Raw genomic sequence first — 23,758 nt, forward strand, 5'->3', positions numbered from 1 at the left:
GGACGACATTCCGGGCGTCGGCCGCTTCGCCGTCGTCGCCGATCCGCAAGGGGCGGCCTTCAGCGGCGTGAAAACCTGCCCTGGCATCCGCAAGAGCGTGCGCTTCAAGCTCGCCGGCGGCGCGGCGATCATCCAGCTCAGCGGCGCGAAAAAGGCCGATCTCAAGGTGGCGGTGCTGACGCCGGAATGATCCGGCGCCAGCCCATCCAGTAAGCGCTGCTACCGCGCCGGAGCCAGCAAGGCGAAATGCGCGCCTTGCGGGTCCTGGCACTGGATGATCCATTGGCCGCTCGGCACGTCCATCGGTCCCATCAGCACCTTGCCGCCATTGTCGGTGACGCGCTTGGCCGCGGCGTCGATGGCTTCGACGTTGAAATAGAACTGCCAGACGGCGACCGGGATCTGCGGCGGCTTGTTCATGATGCCGCCGCCGGATTCGGGGCCGGCACCGAAAGTCTGGTAGATGCCCATCTCGCCCATGTCGAACTGGCCGGCGCTCTGCCAGCCGAACTGGCTGGAATAGAAGTCGAAGGCGGCCTTCCAGTCCGAGGTGTAGAGCTCCTGCCAGCCGACATGGCCGAGCGTGGTCGCGGGCACCGGCGGCTGTTCGGGCTGGTTGGGCTGCAAGAACATGAAGGCCGCCCCTTGCGGATCGGCGACGACGGCGAAGCGGCCGACGCCCGGAATGTCGTCCGGCGCGCGATGCACCACACCGCCGGCGTCCTTGAGCGCTTGCGTCGAGGCGTCGACGTCCTTGGTGTATATGTAGCCCACCCAGGCTGGCGGCATGCCCATCTTGGCGGGCTCTTCCGGCATGGTCATCAACCCGCCCACGCCGCGCACGGCGGAGTTCACGACGATGTAACGGGGCATGCCGGGCGCCTTGTCGAAGGGCTCGGCTTTCCAGCCGACAACGGCAGTGTAGAAAGCCTCGGCGGCGTCGAGATCGGTGGTCATCAATTCGTACCAGAAGAAAGGTTGCGGGGATTTCGGCATGGTCGGTCTCCTCACTGGTTCAGGCAGCGATCGCGGTTCGATCCATCCTAGGACGATCTCGGCAACGGAAATCCGACATCTGGGCCAAAAATCGGGAACGGCAAGGCGCTAGATCGTTTCACCCGTTTCGCGGAAACGGCGAACCGCTCCATCTCTTTTGTTTTACGCAATTCTGGACGGAAAACCGCTACGCACTTTTTCCTGGAATTGCTCAACACCAGCGGTCTTGCGTGCCCGAGGGTTTTCGACTTTGCTGCCGTCAAAGAGGGGCTTGTTTCCATGCGTCGAATGTCGCTCACGCCTGAGCTTGTGGCTCTGTGCCATCGTGAGGAAACCGATCCCGGTCCGAGCTGGGAGTGGACGCAGCTCAGCGACGACGATTTCAGCATGCTCGCCTCGCGCCTCGGCAATGAAGCCGATGAGGGTCCACTCTGGGTGTTCGCCTATGGCTCGCTGATCTGGAAGCCTGCCTTCGAATCGGTCGAACAGCGGCGTGCGGCGGCACATGGCTGGCACCGGTCGTTCTGCCTCGACATAGAGCGTTGGCGAGGCAGCCGCGAACAGCCCGGATTGATGATGGCGCTGGAGCGCGGCGGGCGCTGCGACGGCGTCATCTACCGCCTGCCGGATGGCGAAAAACCCGCACAGATCGAACGCCTGTTGCGACGCGAAATCGACGATCACGAGGCCGTCAGCTCGGTCCGGTGGGTTCCGGTGCGCACGGCGCAAGGGCCGCTGCGGGCGCTGGGCTTCTGGGTCGGCGTGACCGGCAAGGGCACTTCGCTCAGGCAGCCGCTGGCGAGGGTAGCGCAGATACTGGCACGCGCGTGCGGCCATGTCGGCTCCGGCGCGGAGTATCTTTACAACACCGTCAGCCATCTCGAGACATTCGGCATTCATGACCGCAATCTGTGGCGGCTGCAGGACCTGGTGGCGGACGAAATCCGTTCGATCCACGGTCACATGATCGTCGGAAGCGAGCCGGCGGCCATGGATGTCGCTGCTATAACATGACTATAATTATCATGTTTTTATGCAACCAATACAGTAACTTGGTCGAAAATTGACCAATTGATAAAAAAATAAAACGTGCTAGCCTTCCCCAAAACGACAACAAGGGGAACTGGAATGGCGACTGGTCATTTCATCGAAGGCATTGCCGGCGGCCGGCTGTCTTCAGAGCAATATGCCGACAATTTTTCCGACCTGCATCCGCCGCTCGACCACCACGAGGCGCTGGTCGAATCCGATCGCTGCTATTTCTGCTACGACGCGCCGTGCATGAACGCATGTCCGACCTCGATCGACATCCCGCTGTTCATCCGGCAGATCGCGACCGGCAATCCGCTTGGCTCGGCCAAGACGATCTTCGACCAGAACATCCTTGGCGGCATGTGCGCCCGCGTCTGTCCGACGGAGACGTTGTGTGAAGAGGTGTGCGTGCGCGAGGTGGCGGAAGGCAAGCCGGTGCAGATCGGCCGGCTGCAGCGCTACGCGACCGACGTCGCCATGAGCGAGGAGAAGCAGTTCTACAAGCGCGCCGAAGCGACGGGCAAGAGCATTGCCGTGGTCGGCGCCGGGCCGGCGGGGCTGGCGGCGGCGCATCGGCTTGCCCGCCACGGCCATGAGGTGACGATCCTGGAGGCGCGGCCGAAGGCCGGCGGCCTCAACGAATATGGCATAGCCGCCTACAAGAGCGTCGACGATTTCGCCCAGGCCGAGGTCGACTACGTCACCGCGATCGGCGGCATCGACATCCAGAACGGCAAGGCGCTCGGGCGCGACTTCCAGTTGGCCGACCTGATGCGCAACTACGACGCCGTATTCCTTGGGCTGGGGCTCGGCGGCGTCAACGCGCTGCGCGCCGATGGCGAGGACACGGATGGTGTCGCCAATGCCGTCGAGTTCATCTCGGAACTGCGCCAGGCGAGCGATCTCTCCAGCCTGCCGGTCGGCCGGCGCGTCGTCGTCATCGGCGGCGGCATGACGGCGATCGATGCCGCGGTGCAGTCGAAGCTGCTCGGCGCGGAAGAGGTGACGGTCTGCTACCGGCGCGGCCAGGAACACATGAACGCCTCCGGCTTCGAGCAGGATCTGGCCGCCGCCAACGGCGTCACCATCCGCCACTGGCTGCAGCCGAAGCGCGTCCTTGCCGAGAACGGCAAGGTTTCGGCGATCGAGCTCGAATATACGGCGATGAACGGCGACAAGCTCGCCGGCACCGGCGAACGGCTCACGCTTGTCGCCGACCAGGTGTTCAAGGCGATCGGCCAGAGTTTCGTGCCGGCGCATCTCAACGGCAGCGGCGAGCAGATCGATCTCGAGGGCGGACGCATTAGGGTCGATGCGGAAGGCCGCACTTCGCTGGCAAAAGTCTGGGCCGGTGGCGATTGTATCTTCGGCGGCGACGACCTCACAGTCTCGGCGGTGGCGCAAGGGCGCGACGCCGCCGAGAGCATCCACCGGGCGCTGACCTCAAACGGGAGGGCATGAGCATGGCAGACATCCGCAACAATTTCGTCGGCATCAAGTCGCCCAATCCGTTCTGGCTGGCCTCGGCGCCGCCGACCGACAAGGCCTACAATGTCATCCGCGCCTTTAAGGCCGGCTGGGGCGGCGTGGTATGGAAGACGCTGGGCGAGGAAGGCCCGCCGGTCGTCAACGTCAACGGGCCGCGCTACGGCGCGATCTGGGGCGCCGACCGCCGTCTGCTCGGCCTGAACAATATCGAGCTAATCACCGACCGCGACCTGCAGGTCAATCTGCGCGAGATCAAGCAGGTCAAGAAGGACTGGCCGGACCGCGCCATCGTCGTCTCGCTGATGGTTCCCTGCGTCGAGGATGCCTGGAAGGCGATCCTGCCGGTGGTCGAGGACACGGAAGCCGACGGCATCGAGCTCAATTTCGGCTGCCCGCATGGCATGTCGGAACGCGGTATGGGCGCGGCCGTCGGGCAGGTGCCCGAATACATCGAGATGGTGGTGCGCTGGTGCAAGCAGAATACCCGCATGCCGGTCATCACCAAGCTGACGCCCAACATCACCGATGTGCGCAAGCCCGCGCGCGCGGCGCACGCCGGCGGTACCGACGCGGTGTCGTTGATCAACACCATCAACTCGATCACCGGCGTCGATCTCGACTCATTCGCGCCGCAGCCGACCATCGACGGCAAGGGCTCGCATGGCGGCTATTGCGGTCCGGCGGTGAAGCCGATCGCCATGAACATGGTGGCCGAGATCGCTCGCGATCCCGAAACGCACGGCCTGCCGATCTCCGGCATCGGCGGCATCACCACCTGGCGGGATGCCGCCGAATTCATGGCGCTCGGCGCCGGCAATGTGCAGGTCTGCACCGCGGCCATGACCTACGGCTTCAAGATCGTGCAGGAGATGATCGCCGGGCTGGAGAACTGGATGGACGAGAAGGGCCATGCCTCGCTCTCGGACATCATCGGCCGCGCAACGCCCAACGTCACCGACTGGCAGTATCTCAACCTCAACTATGTCGCCAAGGCGCATATCGACCAGGACGCCTGCATCAAATGCGGCCGCTGCCATATCGCCTGCGAGGACACCTCGCACCAGGCGATCACCAGCATGGTCGACGGCGCCAGGCATTTCGAGGTGATCGAGGCCGAATGCGTCGGCTGCAACCTCTGCGTCAATGTCTGTCCGGTCGAGGGCTGCATCACCATGGAGCCGCTGGCCGCCGGCGCGATGGACGAGCGAACCGGCAAGCCGGTATCGCCGATCTACGCCAACTGGACGACACACCCCAACAACCCGATGGCCAAGGTGGCTGCGGAATAAGCTTGGGTTCCTCGCCCCACGCAGTGGGGAGAGGTGACCCGGCGAAGCCGGGACGGAGAGGGGCCTTCGGGACGACTGGACACTGCCGAGGCCCCAGATTGTCTTTTATCTATCTTTCTTGCGCCTAGTCCCTGACCGGTTTTGGCTTCGCAGAGGGCGTCCCCCTCTCCGTCCCGGCTTCGCCGGGCCACCTCTCCCCCGCTTTGCGGGGTGCGAGGAACCCAAGTTCTGCGAAGCGCCTCTCTCTCACTCTCTGTCATTGCGAATCGGCGGGCACTCTTCATTTCTCTATTGCAGATAAAAATTATCCAGGATAAAACATATCGACGAATAGGAGATCGAAGCCATGAAGCTGAGCGAAGGGGTCGAGGCGGCCATTCACTGCACAGCGACGCTGGCGAGCGTCGACGGCAACAGCACCATGCCGGGCGCGGCGCTTGCCGAGTGCTTCGGGCTGTCGCCGAGCTATCTCTTGAAGCATCTCAACCAGCTCACGGCGGCGCGCATCCTGGAATCGCTGCCGGGGCCGGCGGGCGGCTATCGGCTGGCCCGAGCGGCGGAACAGATCACGTTGCTCGACGTCGTGCTGGCCGTCGAGGGACGGGAGCCTGCTTTTCGCTGCGGCGAAATCCGCCAGCGTGGCCCGGTCAAGATCGACGCGTCGGCCTATGTCAAACCCTGCGGCATCAATGCCGCGATGCTCAAGGCCGAGCGCGCCTATCGGGCGGCGCTCGCCGAAGTGAAGATATCCGACATCGTGGCGGAGTACGCCGCGGAAGGCGATCCGCGATCCTATGCTGCAAGCTGCGCTTTCGTCGAGCGCCACCAGCGGCCGCAGAAATCCGCTTCATCCAAGCAGATCTAGACCCACCCAAAAACTGGAAGGAAAGACGATGAAACAGAGAATGCAGTTCTTCGCCAAAGCGCCGGAGATCATGAAGGCGGTGTCGGCACTCAACAAGGCCGTCGACGAATGCGGGCTGGAGGTGAGCCTGCTGCACCTGATCAAGCTCAGGGCTTCGCAGATCAATGGCTGCTCGTATTGCGTCGAGATGCACAGCCGTGAGGCGAGGCGCGACGGCGAGACCGAAACCCGGCTCTATCTCGTCGCCGCCTGGAAGGAATCGCCGCTGTTTTCCGAGCGCGAACGCGCCGCCCTTGCGTGGACCGAGGCCGTGACGCTGATCGCCGACAATGGCGTGTCGGACGAGCTCTACACCCGCACGCTCGAGCATTTCTCGGAAGAGGAGCTGGTCAAGCTCTCGGTCGCGCTCGGCATGATCAACACCTGGAACCGGCTGTGCATTCCGTTCCACGCCATTCATCCGATGCCGTCCGCAAAAGCCGCCTGAGTTTATCCATCGACAGCGTGGGCCTGTGATGGGCCCACGCTTTTTTCATTTTCAGGATCAACGACATGTTTGAGAATTTTCAGAACGAGATTCTGGTTGTGGCGCGCCTGCTGCTCGGCGGCGCCTTCGTCTTTGCCGGCCTGCGCAACATCCAGAACAGAAAGCTGGTCGCGTCGTTGATGGCCGCGCGCGGCGTGCCGCGGGCGACGCTGGCTCTGTGGTTGGGTATCGTGCTGCAGGTCGTTGCCGGCGTGCTGGTGATCGCCGGCCTATGGACCGCTTTGGCAGCCGCCGCGCTGATCGTCTTCCTCGTCGTCGCGACGCCGATGTTCCACAATTTCTGGGACCATCAAGGCGCGGATCGCGCGTCACGCATCAACGGCGTCGTCAGCAATGTCGCTTTGGCCGGTGGGTTCCTGGCGCTGATCGCGCAGGGCGTGTAGGCGGCCGCGCTGTCGCGGCCGCGAGCGTCCGGGCTAGGCAGCGAACCTCAGGCCGCCGTCGCAGGTGAGCACCTGGCCGGTCATGAAGCCGTTGGAGACCAGGAAGGCGATCGCCTCGGCGACATCCTCGGCGCGTCCGATGCGGCCGACCGGCGTCTTGCTGGCATATTCGGCAAACACCGCCTGCCGCTGCTCCTCGGGGAGAAAATCCCACCAGGGCGTGTCGATGACGCCGGGCGCCACAACGTTGACGCGCAGCGGCTTCAGCTCGACCGCCAGGATCGGCGCGACGGTCAAGAGCATGCCGTTGATGGCGCCGATGCCGGCGACACCGGGCGCCGCGATCTGCGCCGAGACGGCCGAGATGAAGGTGACCGATCCGGCTTTGTTCAAGGTCGGCAGGGCCGCCTGCAGACAGGACAATTGCGGCCGGATCTTCTCGTCGACGCCGCTGCCGATGTCAGCGAGGTCGAGCGTCGCGAACGGTCCAAGCCCCTTGCCGCCGCTCGCGGCGAGAACCAGGTGATCGACCGGCCCGAGTTCACCGAAGAAATGCCGAACCTCGTCCGGCTTTGCGGCGTCAAACACGGCCTTGCCGACGGTGCCGCCAAGGGCCTTCCACGCGCCTTTGAGCTTCTCCTCGTTGCGGCCGGTGATGGTCACTTTCATGCCGGGGCCGACCAGCCGTTTGGCCGTGGCAAGGCCGATGCCGGACGAGCCGCCGATGATGACGCAATGTTCGATGGTCTCGCTCATGAGTGCTGTTCCTTAGGTTTGGAGGATGGACCCTCGATCAGTTCGAGGCTCAAGGTCCGCAATTGGCGGCGAGCCTTTTCGTCATAGGCCTGCGCGTCGGCGCGCGATTCGCGTTGGCCGTCGAAGTAGCGGCCGCTGCGCCCTTCGAGCGCCGGCGATGCCGCGAGGTTGAGGATGGCGTCGGCGCCGGTCTCGACCGAGCTCCACGGTGTGACGCCGGCCTGCCGGACCATGGTGGTGTCCATGTAGCTTGCCGGGTGCAAGGCGTTGATGCTGACGCCGGTGCCTTCGAGCTGCTCGGCCAGATCGACGGTGAACAGGATCTGCGCCAGCTTGCTCTGGCAGTAGGCACGCACGCCGCTGTAGCCCTGCGTCAGCATGACATCGTCGAAATCGATCGCCTGCTGACCGGCCGAAGCGACATTGACGATGCGCGCCGGCGCGCTTGCCTTGAGCAGCGGCAAAAGTTCCGAGGTTAGCAGGAAGCCGGCGAGATAGTTGACGGCGAAGCGCAGTTCATAGCCGTCGGCGCTTATCTGCCGCTTCGCGCCCTGGCCGCCGGTGCCGACGCCTGCATTGTTGATCAAGACGTCGAGCCGGTTGGTCCTTGTGCGCACGGCTTCGGCGAGGCGGTGCACTTCGGCAAGCGAAGCGAGGTCGGCGGCGAGAAATTCCGCCTTGCCGCCCTTGGCTTCGATGGCTGCGATCGTCGCCTTGCCGCGGCCTTCGTCGCGGCCATGCACCAGCACGCGGGCGCCGGCGGCGCCGAGCCGTTCGGCGACCACGCGGCCGACGCCGTCGGTCGAGCCGGTGACGAGAATTATCTTGTCCTTGAGTTCCATGTTCGGAGCCTCCTTGCGTTGCTCTGAACGCAAAGATGGGACACGGCGCGTATCTCAAACAGTTCAAACTTTATCCTGGTATCAGTACTGCTATAATAGGCGCATGGATGCCGTCGCCCATTCCCCCGAAGATCACCGCCGGCGCGAGCTCGGCGCCTTCCTGCGTTCCCGCCGCGAGCGGCTTTCGCCCTCGGATACCGGCATTGCCGCCGGCCAGAGGCGACGCACGCCCGGGCTGCGGCGCGAGGAAGTGGCGATGATCGCCGGCGTCGGCACGACCTGGTACACATGGCTCGAGCAGGGCAGGGACGTGCGGCCTTCGGTCGAGGTGCTGACAGCGCTTTGCCAGGCGCTGCGGCTCGACGGTGCCGAGCAGCGACATTTGTTCACGCTCGCCGGCCGCCAGCAGCCGGAGCGACGGCGCATCGTGGAGGCAAAGGTCGAGGGACCGTTGCTGCATATGCTGCAGAGCCTGGTCCTGCAGCCCGCCTATGTCGTCGGCCCGCGCTGGGACGTGCTGGCATGGAATGACGCGGCGGTCGCGATTTTCGGCGACTACGGCCTGCTGGAGGGCGATGCCCGCAACATCATCCACGGTGTCTTCACCGATCCACATCGGCGGCATTTGCTCGTGGACTGGGAACAGCTGGCGCGCGCAACCCTTGCCGCGTTCCGCGCCGAGAGCGCGAAATACACCGGAGATCCGGATTTCGAGCGGCTGATCGCGCTGATGATGCGTTCAAGTCCGGAGTTCCGCGAGTGGTGGCCGCAGCGCGATGTGGTGCACCGGCTGTCCGGCCTGAAGCATTTGCGGCATCCGATCGCCGGCGCGATGACGTTCGAGCATATGAGCCTGTCGATCGATGACGGTTCGGATATGCGATTGATCGTCTACACGCCGCTTGCCGAGCAGAACTCGGTCGCCAAGCTCAAGAAGCTGCTCGACGACCTTCCAACCGAGCGGCGCAGCGCCTGAGGCCTCTCAGCTTCGTCATCCACGGGCGGAGCGGGAGCGGAGACCCGAGAATCCATTCCGTTACCTCGGCCGTGGGGTGCCGCGGAGCAGAATTTTGCACCGTTGCAACGCCTCAACGTCGCGGAATGGATCCTCGGGTCTGCGCCGCGTCGCTACGCTCCTTGCTCCGCCCGTGGATGACGAAGCTGAGAGGCTTCGGCCAATCTCCAAAGGGCAGCAACAGCCAAACGGCTGGCAGGTCGATTCCGTCCTTAAGCTATTCGACCAGACGCTAGCCCTTCGGCTTCAGCCCATCCAGGAACAACTGCTCCAGGAAGCGCGCCGCGTCCTCGAAGCGGCCGTTGCCGCCGCGGTCGGCGCCGAGCACGGCGCGCACCTGGACGTCGAAATCGGCATAGTGCTGCGTCGTCGCCCAGATCGAGAAGATAAGGTGCCAGGGATCGGTGCGGGCGATCTTGCCAGCGCGCATCCAGCCCTTGATGACGGTGGCCTTCTCATCGACCAGAGTCTTCAGGTCGCCCTCCAGCATCGGCATGATGCGCGGGGCGCCCTGCAGGATCTCGTTGGCGAAGAGCCGGCTTTCGCGCGGGAAGTCGCGCGCCATTTCGAGCTTCCTGCGGATATAGCTTCTGAGCTCCGTCAGCGGATCGCCGATGTCGTCAAGCTCGCGCAGCGGCGCCAGCCATGTGTCGAGCAGGCGCTGCATCAACGTCTCGTGAATGTCTTCCTTGCGGCGAAAGTAATAGAGAAGGTTGGGCTTCGACATGCCGGCGGCTTCGGCGATCTGGTCGATGGTCGAGCCGCGAAACCCGTTGGCGGAGAAGACTTCGAGCGCGGCTTCCAGGATGAGCTCGCGCTTTTCCTGCTGGATACGGGTGCGGCGAGGAGCGGAGCCTTCCATCGTATCCGTCATCCTTGCCGGCCGTCTTCGCGCGAGCTCTCTGGACCAATTGTCTGGACCAGTTTTTCCTTGGCCTGTGGAGCGCGCTTTTTATGCCGCATTTCCGCTAGTAATCCCTTGACCGCCGACAGGCGGTGCTAACGTTTGTCCAACCGGTCAAAATTTTGCGTAGCACGAAAACGCAGCGAAGACCAAGCGTTGGCCGCACCGAAACAGGTTACAAGGGGAAGTCTTGGTCATGTCCAACCGGCTGAAAGTCACGCCGAACGATCTCAGCGCATTCTGGATGCCGTTCACGGCAAACCGGCAGTTCAAGCAGGCGCCGCGCATGTTCGTGTCCGCCAAGGACATGCACTACACGACCAGCGACGGCCGCAAGGTGCTCGACGGCACCGCGGGCCTGTGGTGCGTGAACGCCGGCCACTGCCGGCCGAAGATCACCGAGGCTATCCAGAGCCAGGCCGCCGAACTCGACTACGCGCCTGCCTTCCAGATGGGCCATCCGATCGTGTTCGAGTTGGCGAACCGGCTGGTCGATATCGCGCCCAAGGGCATGGACCATGTCTTCTTCACCAATTCCGGTTCGGAATCGGTCGAGACCGCGCTGAAGATGGCGATCGCCTATCACCGCGTGAAAGGCGAGGGCTCGCGCACCCGTCTGATCGGCCGCGAGCGCGGCTATCACGGCGTCAATTTCGGCGGCATCTCGGTCGGCGGCATCGTCACCAACCGCAAGATGTTCGGCACGCTGCTCGGCGGCGTCGACCACCTGCCGCACACGCACCTGCCCGAGAAGAACGCCTTCTCGAAGGGCGTGCCGGACCATGGCGCGGAGCTCGCCAACGAGCTCGAGCGCCTCGTCACCCTGCATGACGCCTCGACCATCGCGGCCGTCATCGTCGAGCCGGTCGCCGGCTCCACCGGCGTCATCCTGCCGCCGAAGGGCTACCTGCAGAAGCTTCGGGAAATCTGCACGAAGCACGGCATATTGTTGATTTTCGATGAAGTGATCACCGGTTTCGGCCGCCTCGGCGCGCCGTTCGCGGCCGACTATTTCGGCGTCACGCCGGATATCATGACCACCGCCAAGGGCGTCTCCAACGGCGTCATCCCGATGGGCGCGGTGTTCGTCAAGAAGGAGATCCACGACGCCTTCATGACCGGCCCGGAACACATGATCGAGTTCTTCCACGGCTATACCTATTCGGGCAATCCGATCGCCTGCGCCGCGGCGCTCGGCACGCTGGACACCTACAAGGAAGAGGGCCTGCTGACGCGCGGCGAGGAGCTGGCGCCTTACTGGGAAGACGCGCTGCATTCGCTCAAGGGCGAGCCGCATGTCATCGACATCCGAAACATCGGCCTGATCGGCGCGATCGAGCTCGCGCCGATCGCCGGCAGCCCGACCAAGCGGGCGTTCTCGGCCTTCGTCAAGGCGTTCGAGCGCGGCGCGCTGATCCGCACCACCGGCGACATCATCGCGCTGTCGCCACCGCTGATCATCACCAAGGGCCAGATCAACGAGCTGATCGACCATGTTCGCGACGTGCTGAGGTCGATCGACTGATAAGCCGGCGCGGGCACCCTTCCCGTCAGGGGAGGGTGTTCGTGAAGCGGCTGGGCGAGGTCGGCGGACATGCGCCGACCCCAAGAGCGGTTCCAATCAGGCGGGCTGCGCGCCGATGCCGGTCAGGATCACCCGCTTGATGTTTTCCTTGGCTTCCCGCCATTGCCGGTCGGAGAGCGACTTGCCGCCGTTCAGCGTCTCGATCTGGTGGCCGAAATCGGCGTAGTGCTGGGTGGTGGCCCACAGCATGTAGAGCAGATGGCGCGGATCCACCCGGTCCATCTTGCCCTCCTCGATCCAGCGCCCGATGATCTCGACGCGGCCGTCGGTCCACTCGCGCAGCGTCGATTCCATATAGTCCTGCAGCACCGGCGCGCCGTGCATCACTTCCGAGGCCCAGACCTTCGAGCCGTCCGGATGACGGCGCGATATTTCCATCTTTGCGTCGATATAGGCGCTGATACCGTCCACCGGGCCGCGCGCTGCATCGAAGCAATTGGCAGCCTGCAGCCAGATCTCGAAAATGTTCTGGACGACGGACCGGTAGAGCTCTTCCTTGGTGGCGAAATAATAGTGGAGATTTGCCTTCGGCAGCCCCGCCAGGTCGGCGATCAACTGCATCGTGGCGCCGCCGAACCCGGCCTCCGCGAACACCTTTTCGGCGGCCAGCAGAATGGCTTTTTCATTCTCCCGCCTTATGTCCTGGCGCCGCATGGGACGGGTGGGTTCGGTCATGTCTCCCCCAAGATTCTCGTTGACCGCTTGGTCAGCTTGTGTAGTCTGAAAGCTGACCATACGGTCAGGATGCAAACCACTCAAGGGGCGACAAGACCCCTGGTGAAAATGGGAACCGCAAATGGCCGCACCCGGCGAAAATCTGCGAATCAATTCAGACCGCTTGTGGGATTCCATCATGGAGATGGCGAAGATCGGCCCCGGCATTGCCGGCGGCAACAATCGCCAGACCGTGACCGACGAGGACGGCGAGGGCCGCCATCTGTTCGAGCGCTGGTGCGAGGCGGCGGGGCTCGAAATGGGCCTCGACGAGATGGGCACGATGTTTGCCCGCCGCGAAGGCACCGACCCCAGCCTGCCGCCGGTCTATGTCGGCAGCCATCTCGACACGCAGCCGACCGGCGGCAAGTATGACGGCGTGCTCGGCGTGCTGGGCGGGCTGGAAGTGGTGCGTTCGCTCAACGATCTCGGCATCAAGACCAGGCACCCGATCGTCGTCACCAACTGGACCAACGAGGAGGGTGCGCGCTTCGCCCCGGCGATGATGGCGTCGGGCGTGTTCGCCGGCGTGCTCGACCAGGCCGATGTCTACCAGCATGTCGACAAGGAGGGCAAAAAGTTCGGCGAGGAGCTCGAGCGCATCGGCTGGAAAGGCACCGAGAAGGTCGGCGACCGCAAGATCCACGCCTTCTTCGAGCTGCATATCGAGCAGGGGCCGATCCTGGAGGACGAGGGCATCGATATCGGCGTCGTCACCCATGGCCAGGGCCTGAAATGGCTGCAGGTGACGCTGACCGGCAAGGAGGCGCATACCGGCTCGACGCCGATGCCGAAGCGCCGCAATGCCGGGCTCGGCATGGCTCGGGTGATCGAACTGGTGCATGAGATCGCCATGGACTACCAGCCGGACGCCGTCGGCGCGGTCGGCCATATGGAAGTCTATCCCAATTCGCGCAACATCATCGCCGGGCGCACCGTCTTCACCATCGACATTCGCTCGCCGGAAAAGGAAGTGCTCGACGCCATGGACGGCCGCATCCGCGAAGGCATCGACACGATCTGCGACGCGCTCGATATCCAATACAAGATCGAGCAGGTCGGCCATTTCGATCCGGTCACCTTCGACAAGAACTGCGTCAAGGCAATCCGCGACGCCGCCGAGCGTCTCGGCTACTCGCATCGCAACATCGTGTCGGGCGCCGGCCACGATGCCTGCTGGATCAACCGCGTCGCGCCGACCGCGATGGTGATGTGCCCCTGTGTGGACGGGCTCAGCCACAACGAAGCCGAGGAGATCACCAGGGAATGGGCGGCGGCTGGCACCGATGTGCTGTTCCACGCGGTGGTGGAGACGGCGGGAATCGTCGAATGACCTGCTAGAGCATTTCAGCGTTTCACGGAAACGGCGAAATGCTCTAGCTCTTTGTTTCAACGCAATTTCGGACGGAAAACCGCGTCACACTTTTCCTGAAATTGCTCTGGACCGATCACCTCGCAACGCCGCCCGCAAAGAAGCGCGAAAGAACAGGGGAACAGATATGACCAAAGTCATCCGCAACGGCACCGTCGTCACTGCCGACCGCACGTGGAAGGCCGACGTGCTGATGCAGCACGGCAAGATCGTCGCCATTGGCTCGAACCTGCACGGCGACCATGAGTTCGACGCCACGGGCTGCTATGTCATGCCGGGTGGCATCGATCCGCACACCCATCTCGAAATGCCCTTCATGGGCACCTATTCGGCCGACGATTTCGAATCCGGCACGCGCGCAGCACTTTCGGGCGGCACGACCATGGTCGTCGATTTCTGCCTGCCGGCGCCGCAGCAGTCGCTGCTCGAAGCCCTGCAGATGTGGGACAACAAGACATCGAAGGCCGCCTGCGACTACTCCTTCCACATGGCGATCACCTGGTGGGGCAAGCAGGTGTTCGACGAGATGGCGACGGTGGTCGACAGGGGCATCACCTCGTTCAAGCATTTCATGGCCTACAAGGGCGCGCTGATGGTCGACGACGACGAGATGTATGCCTCGTTCCAGCGCTGCGCCGACCTCGGCGCGCTGCCGCTGGTCCATGCCGAGAATGGCGACGTCGTCGCCGCGCTCTCGCAAAAACTGCTCGCCGCAGGCAACAACGGCCCCGAGGGCCACGCCTTTTCGCGCCCGCCGGAAGTGGAAGGCGAGGCGACGAACCGCGCCATCATGATTGCCGACATGGCCGGCGTGCCGCTCTATGTCGTGCATGTCTCCTGCGAGCAGAGCCACGAGGCGATCCGCCGCGCCCGCCAGAAGGGCATGCGGGTGTTCGGCGAGCCGCTGATCCAGCATTTGACGCTCGACGAGACCGAATATTTCAACAAGGACTGGGACCACGCGGCACGCCGGGTGATGAGCCCGCCCTTCCGCAACAAGCTTCATCAGGATTCGCTGTGGGCCGGCCTGCAGGCCGGTTCGCTGCAGGTGGTGGCGACCGACCACTGCGCCTTCACGACCAAACAGAAGCGCAACGGCGTCGGCGACTTCACCAAAATCCCGAACGGCACAGGCGGGCTCGAGGACCGCTTGCCGGTTCTGTGGACGAGAGGCGTCAACACCGGACGGCTGACGATGAACGAGTTCGTCGCCGTGACCTCGACCAACATCGCCAAGATCCTCAACATGTATCCGAAGAAGGGCGCCATCGTCGAAGGCGCCGACGCCGACATCATCGTCTGGGATCCGAAGCGCAAGAAGACGATCTCGGCGAAGAAGCAGCAGTCGGTGATCGACTATAACGTCTTCGAAGGCGTCGAGGTGACCGGCCTGCCGCGCTTCGTCTTCTCGCGCGGCGAATTGTCGATCGAGGAAGCTGACGTGAAGGCCAAGGCAGGCCATGGCGAGTTCGTCGCGCGTGAGCCGAACGCCGCGGTCAACCGGGCACTGTCGACCTGGAAGGAGATTTCCGCGCCGCGCAAGGTGGAGCGTACCGGCATTCCGGCCACCGGGGTCTGACCATGCGGGCTCTTCATCTTGCGATCGCGGCGACTGCTGTGCTGGCCGCCGGCCAGGCGCTCGCCGCGGGCATCGACCTCAGCAAGCCTTATGGCGACAAATATGGCTGCATCAACCGGAACGGCCAGGAAGTCGCCGCCGACAAGATGCTGCTCTTGACCGACAAGGAAGTGATCACGGCGGCCAGCGCCTGCACCTTCAGCGAGAGGCAGGCTCAGGCTGACGGATCGCTGGTGGTGACTGCGAAGTGCGAGGCGGAAGGCGAAGAGGGACAGGCGCCGACCAAGTTCACTATCAAGCGCAGTGCGAAGAACGTGAAGAAGCTGGTGGTGGCCGACGGGGACGGCAACGTGATGGGCGAAGTCTCCCGATGCAAATGACGGCGATTCCGTCGATTCCTGAGAGGCGTGTTCGTTCCGGCCGCATCTATGCGACGCCAAGCGATGCCGCTTGGCTGCAAAATGCCTTAGGCTACAAGGCCGTCCAACTCCGGCAGCAGGACGACGCTTTCCTGTTCGTTGGGATCGGTGCGGGCGATGACCGCGGAAGAAGGCGCGCCGCTCAGATTGGCGGGCAGATGCGGAACGCCCGCCGGAATGTAGAAGAGGTCGCCGGCCTTGACGACGATGTGATGCTCGAGCCGGTCGCCGTACCAGGTGTGGACTTCGCCCGAGAGCACGTAGATGGCCGTCTCGTGGCTTTCATGCTTATGCGCCTTGGCGCGGGCGCCGGGCGGCATGGTGAGAAGATGCATGCAGATGCCGGACGAGCCGACGGTCTCGGCGGCGATGCCGGCGAAATAGCTCAGTCCCTGCTTGCCCTGGTAAGTGCTTTCGGGGCGAACGAGATGACAGGTGGGTTTAGGCGACATCGGCAAGGCTCCGGGCGGCGTCGATCGGGTGGGGCAGGACGAGTGGAAAGCAACGCTATCATAAAATCAACCGGATTGCGGGCAGCGCGGCAGCGGCTGCGAAAGGCAGGCTGCAGCCAATGACCGAACAGCCGCCAGCCGTCGTTTCGGCAAGCAAGCTCGGCCTCACCTTCCAGACCAATGACGGTCCGGTGCAGGCGCTTTCCAATGTCGATCTGACCATCGGCAAGGGCGAATTCGTCTCCTTCATCGGCCCGTCCGGCTGCGGCAAGACCACCTTGCTGCGCGTCATCGCCGATCTGGAGAAGGCGACCTCCGGGACGATCTCCGTCAACGGGATGTCGCCTGAGCAGGCACGCGAGAAACGCGCCTATGGCTATGTCTTCCAGGCGGCGGCCCTGTTCCCGTGGCGCACGATCGAGCGCAACGTGGCGCTGCCGCTTGAGGTCATGGGCGTGAGCCAGGCCGAGCAGGCGGAGCGCATCAAGCGCACGCTGGAGCTCGTCAACCTCTCGGGCTTCGAGAAGAAGTATCCCTGGCAGCTTTCCGGCGGCATGCAGCAGCGCGCCTCGATCGCACGCGCCTTGGCCTTCGATGCGGACCTGCTTTTGATGGACGAGCCCTTCGGCGCGCTCGACGAAATCGTGCGCGACCATCTGAACGAACAGCTCCTCGATCTCTGGGACCGGACCAACAAGACGATCTGCTTCGTCACCCATTCGATCCCCGAGGCGGTGTATCTCTCGACGCGTATCGTCGTGATGTCGCCGCGGCCCGGCCGCGTCACCGACGTCATCGAATCGACGCTGCCGAGGAAGCGCCCGCTCGACATCCGCGAGACGCCGGAATTCCTGGCGATCGCCGCGCGCGTGCGCGATGGCCTCAGGGCTGGGCACAGCTATGATGATTGAGGCGCCCTGCTAGATGGATAGCTTCCGCTCCAAGATCGTCCCCGTCACCACCATCCTCACCGGCGTGGTCGTGCTCTGGTACGTCTTCGCCGTCATCCTCAACGCGCCGTTCCAACGCGATCTCGACCGCCGCGCCAATGAGACGCCGGGCGTCGTCGAGTTCATCGGCAAGACGTTGTCGCAGCCGAAGCCGACGCTGCCGGCGCCTCATCAGGTGGCGGTGAATTTCTTCGAAAACACCTTCCTGCGCGGCGTCACCTCGAACCGCAGCCTGGTCTACAACGCCTGGGTGACGCTGTCGTCGACGCTGCTCGGCTTTGCCTTTGGCACCGCGCTCGGCATCGTCATTGCGGTCGGCATCGTGCATGTTGCGACGCTGGACCGCAGCCTTATGCCGTGGATCATCGCCTCGCAGACCATTCCGATCCTGGCGGTGGCGCCGATGATCATCGTGGTGCTGGCGGCAATCGGCATCACCGGCCTGATCCCGAAGGCGCTGATCTCGACCTATCTGTCGTTCTTCCCGGTCGCGGTCGGCATGGTCAAAGGCCTGCGCTCCCCCGAGCTCATGCATCTTGACCTGATGCATACCTATAACGCCAGCGCCTCGCAGACCTTCTGGAAGCTCAGGGTGCCGGCCTCGGTGCCGTTCCTGTTCACCTCGATGAAGGTGGCGGTGGCGGCAAGCCTGGTCGGCGCCATCGTCGGCGAGCTGCCGACCGGTGCGGTCGCCGGCATCGGCGCGAAGCTGCTCGCGGGCGCCTATTACAGCCAGACGATCGATATCTGGTCGGCGCTGGTCGCGGGCTCGATCGTTGCCGCGCTGCTGGTGATGGCGGTAGGTATCGCCGGGCGCCTGGTCGACCGCGCCATGGGTGGGAGGCCGGCATGAACTGGTTGAAACCGTCCTGGCAATCGGTGCTGGCAATTGCGCTTTGCCTCGTTGCCTTCGCGCTCGGCGCGATGACGAAGCCCGAAGCCGCCGCGCTGGCGGAGCCGGCCGCGACGCTCGCCTATCCCTATATTGGTGCGAAGGGGCTGATCATCGGGCTGTTGCTCATCGCTGCGCTGGTTTCGACCGCAAAGCTGACGCCGGTCGCGGAAGCCATCTTGCTCTTCGTCGGCGCGCATGCCGCCGCCTGGCTCCTGATCAAGGGCATAGCCGGTTTCGAAGGCACGGCGCTGGCGCCGTATTTCCTGCTGCTTGCGGCTGCCTGGCTGCTTGCCTGGCGCTGCGTCGCCCTGCTGTCGTCGCTGCGCCCCGCGCAGGGCTGGGCGAAGACGGCGCTGCGCCTCGTCATCCCGGCAATCTTCGGCGCCTGGATCCTGATCATCTGGGAAGCGATCACGCGCGGCGCCGGCATTCCCTTCATCCTTTTGCCGCCGCCGAGCGCCATCGGCGTGCGCATCGCCAACTCGCTGCCGATCCTGGGCTCGGACGTGCGACAGACGATCTTCAAAGCAGTGCTCATCGGCTATGTCGTCGGCAATCTCGCCGGCTTCGCCGTCGCCATCCTCGCCGACCGCGTGCCGTTCCTCCGGCGCGGGCTGCTCCCGATCGGCAATATGGTTTCGGCGCTGCCGATCATTGGTGTGGCGCCGATCATGGTCATGTGGTTCGGCTTCGACTGGCCGTCCAAGGCCGCCGTCGTCATCATCATGACCTTCTTCCCGATGCTGGTGAACACCGTCGCGGGGCTGGCCGCATCCGGGCATATGGAGCGCGATCTGATGCGCACCTATGCGTCGGGCTATTGGCCGACGCTGCTGAAGCTCAGGCTGCCGGCGGCAATGCCGTTCATCTTCAATGCGCTGAAGATCAACTCGACGCTGGCGCTGATCGGCGCCATCGTCGCGGAGTTCTTCGGTACGCCAGTGGTCGGCATGGGATTCCGCATTTCGACGGAAGTCGGGCGGATGAACATCGACATGGTGTGGGCCGAAATCGCAGTTGCAGCCCTTGCGGGTTCGGTCTTTTATGGCGTGGTCGCTCTCATCGAGAGAGCCGTCACGTTTTGGCATCCCTCTGTCCGAGGTGGATAGGGGCGGTGGGTTTGGGTGCTAACTTCAGAGGGTAATAACATGAAAAGACTGCTGATTTCTGCTTTGGCCGGCGCCATGTCGCTGGCCGCCTTCCAGGCGATGGCCGCCGACAAGGTGACATTGCAGCTGAAATGGGTCACGCAGGCCCAGTTCGCCGGCTACTATGTCGCCAAGGCCAAGGGCTTCTATGACGCCGAAGGCCTCGACGTCGACATCAAGCCGGGCGGCCCCGATATCGCGCCCGAGCAGGTGATCGCCGGCGGCGGCGCCGACGTCATCGTCGACTGGATGGGTGGCGCACTCGCCGCCCGCGACAAGGGCGTGATGCTCGTCAACATCGCCCAGCCGTTCAAGAAGGCGGGCATGGAACTGGTTTGCCCGAAGGACGGACCGATCAAGACCGAAGCCGACTTCAAGGGCCATACGCTCGGCGTCTGGTTCTTCGGCAACGAATATCCGTTCTACGCCTGGATGAACAAGATCGGGCTCAAGACCGATGGCGGCCCGGACGGCGTCACCGTGCTCAAGCAGAGCTTCGACGTGCAGCCGCTGATCCAGAAGCAGGCCGATTGCATCTCGGTGATGACCTACAACGAATACGGTCAGGTGCTGGACGCCGGCTACAAGCCCGAAGACCTCACCGTGTTCAACTACTCGGCCATGGGCAACGACCTTCTGGAGGACGGGCTCTATACGCTTGAGGACAAGCTCAAGGATCCGGCCTTCGAGGACAAGATGGTGCGCTTCGTGCGCGCCTCGATGAAGGGCTGGAAATACGCCACGGAGAACACCGACGAGGCAGCTGGGATCGTCGTGGACAATGGCGGCCAGGACGAGAACCACCAGAAGTTCATGATGAAGGAAGTGGCCAAGCTGATCGACAATGCCGACGGCAAGCTGATCCCGGCCGCTTACGAGCGCACCGCCAAGGCGCTGCTCGACCAGAAGATCATCAGCAAGGAGGCGAGCGGCGCCTACACGACCGCGATCACCGACAAGGCGATCAAGTAAGCTCCGCTCTCAACTCGGAAGATGGAAAGGGGCGGGCGACCGCCCCTTTTTCGTTGCCCGCGGTAAAATAATTGTGTGCCGGGATACATCCGGCGACCCAACCGTTGCAGTGATGCATCCGCGCGTCGGGGAGCCGCGCGGGATGCTGCCACCAACGGAGGTCTTCATGCGCATCCTTTCCGTGCCGATGCTTTCGGCCTTAGCCGTTTCGACCGCCTTTCTCCTCGCCTCACCGGCCATGGCCGAGACGATGAAGTTCAAGGCGACGCTCGACGGCAGCCAGCAAAGCCCGCCCGTCACCACCAAGGGCAAGGGAACCGCCACATTCACCTTCGACAGCACAAGCAAGAAGCTCAGCTGGAACGTCAAATATTCCGGCCTCAGCGGGCCGGCCGTTGCCGCCCACATCCACGGGCCGGCGGACATGGGGGCAAACGCGGACCCGGTCATCCCGTTCAAGAAGCTGAAGAGCCCGATCAAGGGGTCGGCGACGCTCACCGACGCGCAAGCAGCCGACCTCGAGGCCGGCAAATACTACGTCAACGTCCACACCGCCAAGAACAAGGACGGCGAGATCCGCGGCCAGATCGAGAAGGCTATGTAAAGACGCAAAAGCGGCGGTTCACCGCCCCTTTTGTCGTGTAGCCAGTAGGAAGTCGCCGCCTCAGCTCTTGTTGCGGATTTGCGTCAGCGTGCGGGTCGGCGTGATCGCTTCGGGATCGAGCTTGATCTCGACGATCGCCGGCTTGCCGCTGGCGCGCGCGCGTTCGAAGGCCGGCGCAAAGTCGGCGGTTTTTTCCACCGTCTCGCCATGGCCGCCATAGGCGCGGGCAAGTGCCGCGAAGTCCGGGTTCCTGAGCTCGGTGGCGACGACGCGGCTCGGATATTCCCGCTCCTGATGCATGCGGATCGTGCCGTAAATGCCGTTGTTGACGACAATCACGATGATCGGCAGGTCATACTGGACAGCCGTCGCGAATTCCTGGCCGTTCATCAGGAAGCACCCGTCGCCGGCGAAGGCGACCACCATGCGATCCGGGAACAGCGATTTGGCGGCGACCGCGGCCGGCGTGCCGTAGCCCATCGAGCCGGACGTAGGCGCCGCCTGCGTGCCGAAGCGGCGGTTGCGGTAGAAGCGATGCACCCAGGTGGCGTAGTTGCCGGCGCCGTTGGTGAGGATGGCGTCTTCCGGCAGGACCTTTCCCAGATGTTCGATGATCGGGCCCATCTGAACGGCGCCCGGGCCGGTCTGCGGCGGCGTCGACCATTCGAGATAGGCGGCGTGCGCCTTTTCCGTCTCGTCCGCCCAGGCGGGCCTGGCGGCGGGCTTGCGCCTGGCGAAGGCCTCGACGAAGGCGGGGGGCGAAGCGTTGATCGCAAGCGTCGGCCGGTAGACGCGGCCTAGCTCGCTGGCATCGGCATGGACATGCGCCAGCGCCTGGTCGGGGTAGGGGCTTTTCAGCAGCGTGTAGTCGGAAGACGGCATCTCGCCAAGGCGGCCGCCGAGCAGGAGCACGACGTCGGCCTCTTTGATGCGCGCCGCCAGTTTCGGATTGATGCCGATGCCGACATCGCCGGCGTAGTTCGGATGCAGATGGTCGAACAGCATCTGGCGGCGGAAGGAGCAGCCGACCGGCAGGGACCAGGCCTCGGCGATCGTGCGCATATGCGCCACCGCTTGCTCATTCCAGCGCGTGCCGCCGAGGATGACGAACGGCCGCTTTGCATTGGCGAGCAGCATTTGCAGCGCATCGAGCTCGGCTTCGCCCGGACGCGTCTCGACCTGCGTGTGCGGCAGCGCTTCCGGCGCCTCGACCTCGCTGGTCAGCATGTCCTCCGGCAGCGAGATGACCACCGGGCCCGGGCGACCGGAGGTCGCGACGGCGAAGGCGCGCGTCACGAATTCGGGGATGCGCGCGGCGTCGTCGATCTCGACAACCCATTTGGCGATGTCGCCGAAGAAGCGCTTGTAGTCGACCTCCTGGAAGGCCTCGCGTTCCTTGGCGTGGCTGGCGACCTGGCCGATGAACATGATCAGCGGCACCGAATCCTGCATCGCGATATGGATGCCTGCCGAGGCGTTGGTGGCGCCGGGGCCGCGGGTGACGAAGCAGATGCCGGGCTTGCCGGTCAGCCGTCCCTGACAGTCGGCCATCATCGCAGCACCGCCTTCCTGGCGGCAGACGATGGTGCGGATCGAAGAGTCATGCAGCGCATCGAGCACCGCGAGATAGGATTCGCCCGGAACGCAGAAGATGCGGTCGGTGCCGTTCGCTTCGAGCGCCTCGACGATCAGTTGTCCGCCGGTCTTCATTTTGCTCTCTCCAGTTCGGCAAGGATTTCGTCCGTGTGCTCGCCAAGGCGTGGCGACGGGCGCTCATAGACCAGCGGCGTGCCCGACATAACCATCGGCGCGCGCACGGAAGGCAGGTGGTTGCCATGGCCGTCGTCGAGGTCGAGCCGCATGCCGCGCGCGATGGTCTGCGGATCGGCGAACATCTGGCCTATCGTGTTGATCGGGCTTGCCGGAACACCCGCGGCCTCCAGCTTCGCCAGCAACGGATCGCGATCGAGTGCCGCCAGCGTCGCGACGATCGTCTCGCGCAGCCTCACGCGGTTGGCGACGCGCGCCGGGTTGGTGGCGAAATCCGGGTTTGCCGGCAGATCGGTGAGGCCGACGGCGGCGCAGAACTTGCCGAATTGGCCGTCATTGCCGACCGCGAGGATGATGTGGCCGTCCCTCACCGGCAGAACCTCGTAAGGGGCGATGTTCATATGCGCATTGCCCATCTGCACCGGGGACTTGCCGGAGACCAGATAGTTGAGGTTCTGGTTGCCGAGGGCGGCGATCTGGCTGTCGAACAGCGCCATGTCGATATGCTGGCCCTCGCCGGTCATTTCGACATGGCGAAGCGCTGCCTGGATGGCGACGACCGAGTAGAGGCCGGTGAAGAGATCCGAGATGGCGACGCCGGCCTTCTGCGGCTCACGGCCGGGCTCGCCGGTGATCGACATCATGCCGGCCATGGCCTGGATGATGAAATCGTAGCCCGCGCGCGGCGCATAGGGACCGTCCTGGCCAAAGCCGGTGATGGAGCAATAGACCAGGCGCGGGTTGATCGCCTTCAAGCTTTCGTAGTCGAGGCCGTATTTCTTCAGGCCGCCGAGCTTGAAGTTCTCGATCAGCACGTCGGCGGTGGCGACCAGCTTGCGCAGCGTCTCGGCACCCTCGGGCTTGGAGAAATCGACGGCGATGGAACGCTTGCCGCGATTGCAGGAATGGTAGTAGGCCGCCGAAAGGTTCTCGCCGTCATGGCTCATGACGAAAGGAGGGCCCCATTTGCGGGTGTCGTCGCCGCCATCCGGGCTCTCGACCTTGACGACATCGGCGCCGAGATCGGCCAGCAACTGCCCGGCCCAGGGTCCCGCGAGGATGCGGGCGAGCTCGATAACGCGGATGCCTTTCAGCGGGGGTTCTGCCATGGATCACCGTGTTCTAACGAAACGCAGCCTCTAGCAACCCGTGCCGGCCGTGTCACGAGCCATGCGATAGGC

General features: G+C 64.1%; 24 protein-coding genes and 1 pseudogene. 17 read left to right on the forward strand and 8 right to left on the reverse strand.

Annotated elements, in window-relative coordinates:
* Positions 1 to 190 (forward strand): annotated as a pseudogene (locus FJ471_RS23940) (hypothetical protein); the annotation flags it as partial.
* Between the two features lie 29 nt (positions 191 to 219).
* On the opposite strand, the gene FJ471_RS23945 reads toward FJ471_RS23940, so the two are convergent.
* A complete protein-coding gene (locus FJ471_RS23945) occupies positions 220 to 996 on the reverse strand; it encodes a VOC family protein (protein ID WP_140807201.1) in 777 nt (258 codons plus the stop codon).
* Positions 997 to 1,275: 279 nt separating this feature from the next.
* Between FJ471_RS23945 and FJ471_RS23950 the strand changes: the two genes are divergently transcribed.
* From FJ471_RS23950 to FJ471_RS23975, 6 genes are all read left to right on the forward strand, one after another.
* A complete protein-coding gene (locus FJ471_RS23950) occupies positions 1,276 to 2,010 on the forward strand; it encodes a gamma-glutamylcyclotransferase (protein ID WP_140807202.1) in 735 nt (244 codons plus the stop codon).
* 114 nt (positions 2,011 to 2,124) lie between these two features.
* Positions 2,125 to 3,489, forward strand: a complete 1,365-nt coding sequence (locus FJ471_RS23955; RefSeq protein ID WP_140807203.1) for an NAD(P)-dependent oxidoreductase — start codon at positions 2,125 to 2,127, stop codon at positions 3,487 to 3,489.
* A gap of 2 nt (positions 3,490 to 3,491) precedes the next feature.
* Positions 3,492 to 4,805, forward strand: a complete 1,314-nt coding sequence (gene preA, locus FJ471_RS23960; protein WP_140807228.1) for an NAD-dependent dihydropyrimidine dehydrogenase subunit PreA — start codon at positions 3,492 to 3,494, stop codon at positions 4,803 to 4,805.
* A 346-nt stretch (positions 4,806 to 5,151) separates the two neighbouring features.
* Positions 5,152 to 5,670 carry an Rrf2 family transcriptional regulator gene (locus FJ471_RS23965; RefSeq protein WP_140807204.1) on the forward strand — a complete coding sequence of 173 codons (519 nt, stop codon included), beginning with the start codon at positions 5,152 to 5,154 and terminating at the stop codon, positions 5,668 to 5,670.
* A gap of 28 nt (positions 5,671 to 5,698) precedes the next feature.
* Positions 5,699 to 6,157 carry a carboxymuconolactone decarboxylase family protein gene (locus FJ471_RS23970; protein ID WP_140807205.1) on the forward strand — a complete coding sequence of 153 codons (459 nt, stop codon included), beginning with the start codon at positions 5,699 to 5,701 and terminating at the stop codon, positions 6,155 to 6,157.
* A 65-nt stretch (positions 6,158 to 6,222) separates the two neighbouring features.
* Positions 6,223 to 6,600, forward strand: a complete 378-nt coding sequence (locus FJ471_RS23975) for a DoxX family protein (RefSeq protein WP_140807206.1) — start codon at positions 6,223 to 6,225, stop codon at positions 6,598 to 6,600.
* Between the two features lie 33 nt (positions 6,601 to 6,633).
* On the opposite strand, the gene FJ471_RS23980 is transcribed toward FJ471_RS23975, so the two are convergent.
* The gene (locus FJ471_RS23980; protein ID WP_140807207.1) at positions 6,634 to 7,356 is read right to left on the reverse strand and encodes an SDR family oxidoreductase; all 723 of its coding nucleotides are present in this window, start codon (positions 7,354 to 7,356) and stop codon (positions 6,634 to 6,636) included.
* Complete coding sequence (locus FJ471_RS23985; RefSeq protein WP_140807208.1) at positions 7,353 to 8,198, reverse strand: SDR family NAD(P)-dependent oxidoreductase; 846 nt, start codon at positions 8,196 to 8,198, stop codon at positions 7,353 to 7,355. Before FJ471_RS23985 ends, FJ471_RS23980 begins: the two co-directional genes overlap by 4 nt.
* 103 nt (positions 8,199 to 8,301) lie before the next feature.
* Between FJ471_RS23985 and FJ471_RS23990 the strand changes: the two genes are divergently transcribed.
* On the forward strand, positions 8,302 to 9,174 hold the full coding sequence (locus tag FJ471_RS23990) for a helix-turn-helix transcriptional regulator (RefSeq protein ID WP_140807209.1): 873 nt from the start codon (positions 8,302 to 8,304) through the stop codon (positions 9,172 to 9,174).
* Between the two features lie 271 nt (positions 9,175 to 9,445).
* Here the strand turns inward: FJ471_RS23990 and FJ471_RS23995 are convergent, their stop codons facing one another.
* Positions 9,446 to 10,075 carry a TetR family transcriptional regulator C-terminal domain-containing protein gene (locus tag FJ471_RS23995; RefSeq protein WP_140807229.1) on the reverse strand — a complete coding sequence of 210 codons (630 nt, stop codon included), beginning with the start codon at positions 10,073 to 10,075 and terminating at the stop codon, positions 9,446 to 9,448.
* A 238-nt stretch (positions 10,076 to 10,313) separates the two neighbouring features.
* Between FJ471_RS23995 and FJ471_RS24000 the strand changes: the two genes are divergently transcribed.
* Complete coding sequence (locus FJ471_RS24000; protein ID WP_140807210.1) at positions 10,314 to 11,642, forward strand: aspartate aminotransferase family protein; 1,329 nt, start codon at positions 10,314 to 10,316, stop codon at positions 11,640 to 11,642.
* 96 nt (positions 11,643 to 11,738) lie between these two features.
* Here the strand turns inward: FJ471_RS24000 and FJ471_RS24005 are convergent, their stop codons facing one another.
* Positions 11,739 to 12,377 (reverse strand): TetR/AcrR family transcriptional regulator, encoded by a 639-nt coding sequence (locus FJ471_RS24005; RefSeq protein WP_140807211.1) that lies wholly within the window; start codon positions 12,375 to 12,377, stop codon positions 11,739 to 11,741.
* 121 nt (positions 12,378 to 12,498) lie between these two features.
* Between FJ471_RS24005 and FJ471_RS24010 the strand changes: the two genes are divergently transcribed.
* From FJ471_RS24010 to FJ471_RS24020, 3 genes are all read left to right on the forward strand, one after another.
* A complete protein-coding gene (locus tag FJ471_RS24010; protein ID WP_140807212.1) occupies positions 12,499 to 13,749 on the forward strand; it encodes a Zn-dependent hydrolase in 1,251 nt (416 codons plus the stop codon).
* Positions 13,750 to 13,915: 166 nt separating this feature from the next.
* Positions 13,916 to 15,367 (forward strand): dihydropyrimidinase, encoded by a 1,452-nt coding sequence (gene hydA, locus FJ471_RS24015; RefSeq protein ID WP_140807213.1) that lies wholly within the window; start codon positions 13,916 to 13,918, stop codon positions 15,365 to 15,367.
* A 2-nt stretch (positions 15,368 to 15,369) separates the two neighbouring features.
* Entirely contained in the window at positions 15,370 to 15,747 is a 378-nt protein-coding gene (locus tag FJ471_RS24020; protein ID WP_140807214.1) for a hypothetical protein, read from the forward strand.
* A gap of 86 nt (positions 15,748 to 15,833) precedes the next feature.
* On the opposite strand, the gene FJ471_RS24025 is transcribed toward FJ471_RS24020, so the two are convergent.
* Positions 15,834 to 16,244, reverse strand: coding sequence for a cupin domain-containing protein (locus FJ471_RS24025; protein ID WP_181179689.1), 411 nt, complete (start codon positions 16,242 to 16,244; stop codon positions 15,834 to 15,836).
* A 113-nt stretch (positions 16,245 to 16,357) separates the two neighbouring features.
* On the opposite strand from FJ471_RS24025, the gene FJ471_RS24030 reads away from it, so the two are divergent.
* From FJ471_RS24030 to FJ471_RS24050, 5 genes are all read left to right on the forward strand, one after another.
* Complete coding sequence (locus FJ471_RS24030) at positions 16,358 to 17,149, forward strand: ABC transporter ATP-binding protein (protein ID WP_140807216.1); 792 nt, start codon at positions 16,358 to 16,360, stop codon at positions 17,147 to 17,149.
* A gap of 13 nt (positions 17,150 to 17,162) precedes the next feature.
* On the forward strand, positions 17,163 to 18,041 hold the full coding sequence (locus FJ471_RS24035) for an ABC transporter permease (RefSeq protein ID WP_140807217.1): 879 nt from the start codon (positions 17,163 to 17,165) through the stop codon (positions 18,039 to 18,041).
* Positions 18,038 to 19,192, forward strand: a complete 1,155-nt coding sequence (locus tag FJ471_RS24040; protein ID WP_140807218.1) for an ABC transporter permease — start codon at positions 18,038 to 18,040, stop codon at positions 19,190 to 19,192. Before FJ471_RS24035 ends, FJ471_RS24040 begins: the two co-directional genes overlap by 4 nt.
* A 39-nt stretch (positions 19,193 to 19,231) precedes the next feature.
* Positions 19,232 to 20,203 carry an ABC transporter substrate-binding protein gene (locus FJ471_RS24045; RefSeq protein ID WP_140807219.1) on the forward strand — a complete coding sequence of 324 codons (972 nt, stop codon included), beginning with the start codon at positions 19,232 to 19,234 and terminating at the stop codon, positions 20,201 to 20,203.
* Positions 20,204 to 20,369: 166 nt separating this feature from the next.
* Entirely contained in the window at positions 20,370 to 20,807 is a 438-nt protein-coding gene (locus FJ471_RS24050) for a CHRD domain-containing protein (RefSeq protein ID WP_140706426.1), read from the forward strand.
* A 60-nt stretch (positions 20,808 to 20,867) separates the two neighbouring features.
* Here the strand turns inward: FJ471_RS24050 and FJ471_RS24055 are convergent, their stop codons facing one another.
* Entirely contained in the window at positions 20,868 to 22,517 is a 1,650-nt protein-coding gene (locus FJ471_RS24055) for a thiamine pyrophosphate-binding protein (RefSeq protein WP_140807220.1), read from the reverse strand.
* Positions 22,514 to 23,686 (reverse strand): CaiB/BaiF CoA-transferase family protein, encoded by a 1,173-nt coding sequence (locus FJ471_RS24060; protein ID WP_140807221.1) that lies wholly within the window; start codon positions 23,684 to 23,686, stop codon positions 22,514 to 22,516. The genes FJ471_RS24055 and FJ471_RS24060 overlap by 4 nt, the downstream gene beginning before the upstream one ends.
* Positions 23,687 to 23,758: the final 72 nt, after the last annotated feature.

Origin of the sequence: Mesorhizobium sp. B2-7-1 (assembly GCF_006440735.1) — a bacterium.
In the GTDB taxonomy this organism is placed as follows: Bacteria; Pseudomonadota; Alphaproteobacteria; order Rhizobiales; family Rhizobiaceae; genus Mesorhizobium.

Bases quoted from the DNA above. Each gene is read 5' to 3' on its own strand.
- preA (WP_140807228.1), top strand. From the start codon at position 3,492: ATGGCAGACATCCGCAACAATTTCGTCGGCATCAAGTCGCCCAATCCG.
- FJ471_RS23980 (WP_140807207.1), bottom strand. From the start codon at position 7,356: ATGAGCGAGACCATCGAACATTGCGTCATCATCGGCGGCTCGTCCGGC.
- FJ471_RS24035 (WP_140807217.1), top strand. From the start codon at position 17,163: ATGGATAGCTTCCGCTCCAAGATCGTCCCCGTCACCACCATCCTCACC.
- FJ471_RS23950 (WP_140807202.1), top strand. From the start codon at position 1,276: ATGCGTCGAATGTCGCTCACGCCTGAGCTTGTGGCTCTGTGCCATCGT.
- FJ471_RS24060 (WP_140807221.1), bottom strand. From the start codon at position 23,686: ATGGCAGAACCCCCGCTGAAAGGCATCCGCGTTATCGAGCTCGCCCGC.
- FJ471_RS24000 (WP_140807210.1), top strand. From the start codon at position 10,314: ATGTCCAACCGGCTGAAAGTCACGCCGAACGATCTCAGCGCATTCTGG.
- FJ471_RS24010 (WP_140807212.1), top strand. From the start codon at position 12,499: ATGGCCGCACCCGGCGAAAATCTGCGAATCAATTCAGACCGCTTGTGG.
- FJ471_RS23990 (WP_140807209.1), top strand. From the start codon at position 8,302: ATGGATGCCGTCGCCCATTCCCCCGAAGATCACCGCCGGCGCGAGCTC.
- FJ471_RS24045 (WP_140807219.1), top strand. From the start codon at position 19,232: ATGAAAAGACTGCTGATTTCTGCTTTGGCCGGCGCCATGTCGCTGGCC.
- FJ471_RS24020 (WP_140807214.1), top strand. From the start codon at position 15,370: ATGCGGGCTCTTCATCTTGCGATCGCGGCGACTGCTGTGCTGGCCGCC.
- FJ471_RS23970 (WP_140807205.1), top strand. From the start codon at position 5,699: ATGAAACAGAGAATGCAGTTCTTCGCCAAAGCGCCGGAGATCATGAAG.
- FJ471_RS24055 (WP_140807220.1), bottom strand. From the start codon at position 22,517: ATGAAGACCGGCGGACAACTGATCGTCGAGGCGCTCGAAGCGAACGGC.
- FJ471_RS23955 (WP_140807203.1), top strand. From the start codon at position 2,125: ATGGCGACTGGTCATTTCATCGAAGGCATTGCCGGCGGCCGGCTGTCT.
- FJ471_RS23975 (WP_140807206.1), top strand. From the start codon at position 6,223: ATGTTTGAGAATTTTCAGAACGAGATTCTGGTTGTGGCGCGCCTGCTG.
- FJ471_RS24030 (WP_140807216.1), top strand. From the start codon at position 16,358: ATGACCGAACAGCCGCCAGCCGTCGTTTCGGCAAGCAAGCTCGGCCTC.
- FJ471_RS23995 (WP_140807229.1), bottom strand. From the start codon at position 10,075: ATGGAAGGCTCCGCTCCTCGCCGCACCCGTATCCAGCAGGAAAAGCGC.
- FJ471_RS23945 (WP_140807201.1), bottom strand. From the start codon at position 996: ATGCCGAAATCCCCGCAACCTTTCTTCTGGTACGAATTGATGACCACC.
- FJ471_RS24005 (WP_140807211.1), bottom strand. From the start codon at position 12,377: ATGACCGAACCCACCCGTCCCATGCGGCGCCAGGACATAAGGCGGGAG.
- FJ471_RS24050 (WP_140706426.1), top strand. From the start codon at position 20,370: ATGCGCATCCTTTCCGTGCCGATGCTTTCGGCCTTAGCCGTTTCGACC.
- hydA (WP_140807213.1), top strand. From the start codon at position 13,916: ATGACCAAAGTCATCCGCAACGGCACCGTCGTCACTGCCGACCGCACG.
- FJ471_RS23965 (WP_140807204.1), top strand. From the start codon at position 5,152: ATGAAGCTGAGCGAAGGGGTCGAGGCGGCCATTCACTGCACAGCGACG.
- FJ471_RS24040 (WP_140807218.1), top strand. From the start codon at position 18,038: ATGAACTGGTTGAAACCGTCCTGGCAATCGGTGCTGGCAATTGCGCTT.
- FJ471_RS23985 (WP_140807208.1), bottom strand. From the start codon at position 8,198: ATGGAACTCAAGGACAAGATAATTCTCGTCACCGGCTCGACCGACGGC.